Below are 5317 nucleotides of genomic sequence, written 5' to 3' on the forward strand. Positions count from 1 at the left end.
AGAATTCATCTTTTTCGTTTATTAAATTAAGCTTATCTTTGTCATATTCAAGTCTTAGGCTCATTAAGGCAAGGTTTTGGTTATCACAAGAAAGATTAAGGATAAGCTCATCATTAAGGGAAAGGGCGGTTTTGTTTGGTTTTAAGATTAGGTTAAGGGGTTCTTGGTTTTCAATAAAGGGAATTTCTCCTTGTTTAGAAAGACTTAGGATAACCTCTGCTTCAAAGTAGGGATTGATTGATATATCTTCTTCTGTTTCCAAAGCCCCTTTTTCCTTCATTGCTTCATTTATTGCCGAAAGAACCTCATTGTAGTCTAAGATTTCTTCTCTTGTTGTTCTTTTCTTAAGAACAAAGTTAAAAATGGTAAATTCATCCCTCTTTACCTTGCAACACTTAGCTTGAGGATAATAGCCACATTTAAAGGCAAGGACAATATAGCATTGGTTTTAGGTCGGAAATGATGTAATCTCCATTTTTGTCTGTCCTATCCATGTCAAAGTCACAACCAAAGTAGAAGACCCATACACCTGGTATAGATTTTTTGGTTTGCTTGTCGGTAATTGTTCCCATTATCCCTTGAGCAGGTTTAACCAAGATGGTTGTGGTTTTTGTGTTGTTGTCTTCCCTTAATTCAGGGATTGTATTGCCTGGGTCAACAATTACTGTGATGGTATGGGTTCCAATGGTAGCTGGTCTTGTGATTACAAATCTTGCTTGAGTTTGTCCAGGGAATAAATGACCAATTGTCTTTGTTCCCTTAATCTGGTTATTTTCATCCAGGAAGATTACTTTGATAAGATTAGCATCAGCTTTTCCAATGTTTTTAATAAATGCAGTTATTCTTACCCTCTGGTATTGCTTTATAATATGGGATGGGCAGACCTTTATCTTTGTAATCGTAAGATCGGGAAGGTTTGAGGGCAGGATATGGGTTGTGCAAGAGGCAGAGGATGTTATGCTTGTTTCTGGGCAATGGGATGTTCCGGTTATAGTAGCATAATTTGTTATGGTTGCTGGTCCTGTTTGGGTTACAAAGTAATCTATTGTCGTTAAGCCTGATTGATTGGGGGTTAGGGTTCCAATCCAGATAGTTATATTGCTTCCATCAGGAAGGGTATCAATGAGATTAACATTGTAAAGGGTTGTTTGACCTGTGTTTGTGTAAGAGAGGGTGTAAGTTGTGGTAGACAGGGTGGTTGCTGTGGTTGGTCCTGTTTTTGTAAGGAATATGCCAGGGATGCCTATGATATGGGTTGTTGCTGAAGCAAAGGCTTGTATGGTTGCACTTGGGCAATCAGAGATTGCACTTATGGTGGCAATGTTTATGATGGTAGAAGATGCTGGCTCTTTGATGAAATAATCAAGGGTTAGGAAACCAGATTGAGAGGGATTTAAAGAGCCAAGGGAAAATGTCAGGGTAGAGCCATTGGGAAGGGTATCAATTAGGGTTATCTCATAAAGGATGGTTTGACCTGTGTTGGTATAAAGGAGGGTATAGGTTAGGGTTGAAAGGGTTAGGGTTTGGGTTGGTCCATCCTTTGTTAAGGATATTCCAGAGCTACCCATAGTAGGTGTTTCATAAAATTCATAGGCACCCATATCAATCATCGCTATATCGTCCCTATTTCCATCTTTTATTCTTTCCTTTCCATCCTTATCAAATATAGGTAAAGCTGGTGCATTATTTGTTCCTGAATCTATGCAAGGGGATGAAAAGCCAAGATGAAAATCAGAAAATCCAACAAACTGGGGGTCAAGGGATATGTCATATAACCCAGCAAAGCAATTTGTGTAATTCCCAAATAAATTACCAAAGAGACAGTTATAGTTAATGGTCAAGAGGGAAGAATCAGAGAAGATACCCTCTCTATTTCCCACAATAATATTGTTTGTAATGATTGAGGAGGAGGATTGACAAAGGATACCATTCTCCTTGTTCCTTACCATATCATTATTGGTAATGATGGGAGATGAGGATAGGGATACAATGCCAGAGCCATTATTTTCTGCAATTACATTGTTGGTAATTGTTCCCAAAAATGAGCTAAAAGATATCCCAGATTTGCCATTTTTGCTTATTGTGTTATAAATAATCTCAGGAGAAGAAGATTGGGAAAAGATGCCGTATCCCTCATTTTCTCCTATTGTATTATTGCTGATAAGGGGTGATGAATCAGAGCAATTGATACCATTTCTGCCATTTTTTATTATTATATTGCCTATAATGGGTGGAGATGATGATAGGGATATAACCCTATATTCCATATTTTCTGCAATTATATTATTGGTAATGCTTCCTAAAAATGAGCTACAGGATATTCCCGATTTACCATTCTCTCTTATGGTGTTGCCAGTAATCACAGAAGAAGAGGACCTACAGTAAATCCCATTTTTGCTATTTTTTAAGATAATGTTATTAACAATGGTTAAATCTGTGCTATTTATGCAATATATCCCATTGTCTCCAGAATTTATTATAAAACCAGAGATAACCGCACCCCTTGCTCCATCACCACTAAAAATTACCGCATCTTTGCCAGAAGATGAAGAAATCGTTGGTGTTCCTATACCAATAAGGGCAATACGCTTGTCTATATAAATATTTTCTCTATATTCTCCAGCTGCCACAGAAACCGTCCCTTTAGCGGCGCAATAAAAAATCCCCTCATTTATTGTCCTATAAGGCTTATCAAATGTGCCAAGCTCAATATCTATATTCTCATCATCAACATAGATAATCTCTGCCGGGGTTAAGCTAATATTGACTATAGTCATAGAGCCTCTATTTACCTCTATATTTTCGGTATATGAGCCATAAAATCCCGTTGCCCTTGCACAAATAACATATTTATCTGGCTTAAGGTATAAAGCATAATTGCCTTGACTATCCGTATATCCATTCGTATTGAATGCCTCTACCATTGCTCCTGGAATGAAGACCCCACTAGAGGCATCTGTAATTTTGCCAGCAATGATACCATTTTGAGGAATTCCTTGATACTCATAGGCACCTATATCTACAATGCCATTTACTATACGAGGATTTCCATCCTTGTCAAAAGGAAGAATACCCAAGGCTGTATTTGAGCCCCTATCTATGCAGAAGGATGTGAATTGAAGATGAAAGTCAGGAGGGCTTATAAATTGCGGGTCAATAGATAGATCATTTGTTCCTGCAAGACAATTTCCATAATTTTCATTTCCCGTTAGCCCATTTCTGAAAAGACAATTATAATCAATCTTTGGATTTGAGGAAATATCACCCCGATAGATGCCATAACCGTAATTTATCGGGCTATTTAAGGCAATAATGTTATTGGTGATGAATGGAGAGGAATTAAAACAGGAAATGCCATTTCCCCAATTATTTACAATTGTGTTATTTACAATAATAGGAGAGGAATTTTGACACATAATCCCAGAATATGTATTTTCTGTAATTACATTGTTTGTAATTATTGGCTCTGCCCCATTTATACAGGATATACCATTGCCACCCTCTCCATAAAAACTTTTTGCACCCCTTATCTTGAAACCAGAGATTACTGCATTATCTGCCTCATTGCCCTCAAAGGTTACTGCATTTCCCGAAGAAGCAGGGTTGATTACGGGTGTGCCTGTGCCAATTAGGACAATTCTTTTGTTGATGTAGACAAGCTTAGTATATGTCCCCCCTTTCACTGAGACTGTCCCTCCCACTGGGCAGTAAAAGATACCCTCTTTTATTGTCCGATAAGGCTTATCAAATGTGCCAAGCTCTATACCTTGATAATTGCAATCTACATAGAGCATTTTAGCAGGGCTTAAGACAAAATTGAGAATAGTTCTCTTTCCCTCAAATACCTCTATATTTTCTGTATATCTGCCATAAAACCCAGTTGCCCTTGCAACCAAAGAATATGTCCCAGGGTTAATTTGTATGGAGTAGTCTCCCTGGGTGTCACTAATTGAATTATGAAGGTGGGAACCAATTACTTCTACCTTTGCCTGGGCAATAGGATTACCCATAATATCAACCACCCTGCCGGTAATTGTGCCATAATAGGGAGGCTCCTTTGGATAAGGCTGAGATCCACCTCCTTCCTCTCTTGGCTGCAAGGCAAAATTCACTATGCTTGTTTTTTCTTTAAATACCTCTATATTTGTGGATTCCTCCCAAAATCCATATGCCCATGCAGAAATGTCATATCTACCTGGTTTGATGCGTATAATATAGTGGCCATTTATATCCGTCTTTACCCCCTCATTGGATACCTGTATGCTTGCTCCATTAATGGGAAGCCCATTTGAGGCATCTGTAACTGTGCCAGCAATAATGCCATATTGAGGAATTCCAGGAAACTCATAAGCACCAATGTCAACAATGCCATTAACAATCCTTGGTTTTCCATCCTTATCAAATATAGGTAAAGCTGGTGCATTATTTGTTCCTGAATCTATACAAGGGGATGTAGAGCCAAGGTGAAAGTCATCAAAAGCTATAAACTGAGGGTCAAAGGATATATTGTATAATCCAGCAGAACAATTTCTATAGTTAGAAGATGAATTGCCATAGACACAGTTATAGTTAATAATTAAATTGGAAAAGTCAGAGAGAATACCCTCTCTATTTTCTATGATAATATTATTGGTAATAATTGAAGAAGAGGATTGAGAAAAGATGCCATATTCCTTGTTTCTTATTATGTCATTATTGGTAATAATTGGGGATGATGATAAAGATACAATCCCAGACTCTGTATTTTCTGCAATTACATTGTTGGTAATTGTTCCCAAAAATGAGCTAAAAGATATTCCCGATTTGCCATTTTTGCTTATCGTGTTATAAATGATGTTTGAAATGGATGAAGAACAATAGATGCCATTTAATGTATTTCCTGTAATTACATTATTATTAAGGGTTATAGAAGAATCATTACAATTAAACCCATTTTTCCCATTTCCTGTGATTTCGTTATTCCTAATGATTGGGGAGGAAAAATCACAAAAAATGCCATCTTTCTTGTTTTCTGTGATAATATTGCCATCAATAATCGGCGAAGAGAAATCACAATATATACCATTTTCCCTATTCCCTGTGATTGTGTTATCAATAATAGTTGGGTCTGCACCATTTGTGCAATATATCCCATTTCTTCCTTTACTTATTGTAAATCCAGAGATTACAGCTCCACCTACCTCATCTCCATCAAAGATTACCGCATCTTTATTTTCTAAAGAACTATAGTATCTTCCATTACTTAGTGCAAAAATAGTATTTAAGAAATTTTGAATTCTAAATTTTGAATTTTTATTTGAAAAGGTTTATGTTTTTA

Annotated in this window: 2 protein-coding genes; both read right to left on the minus strand. The window is 36.9% G+C overall.

Annotated elements, in window-relative coordinates; genetic code table 11:
- Positions 1 to 280, minus strand: a 280-nt coding sequence (locus AB1397_03945; protein MEW6482133.1) for a hypothetical protein, incomplete at its 3' end; no start/stop codon positions are given.
- 139 nt (positions 281 to 419) lie between these two features.
- Complete coding sequence (locus AB1397_03950; GenBank protein ID MEW6482134.1) at positions 420 to 5276, minus strand: right-handed parallel beta-helix repeat-containing protein; 4857 nt, start codon at positions 5274 to 5276, stop codon at positions 420 to 422.
- Positions 5277 to 5317 lie beyond the last annotated feature (41 nt).

Source organism: bacterium, from assembly GCA_040756715.1.
Classification (GTDB): Bacteria; UBA9089; UBA9088; order UBA9088; family UBA9088; genus JBFLYE01.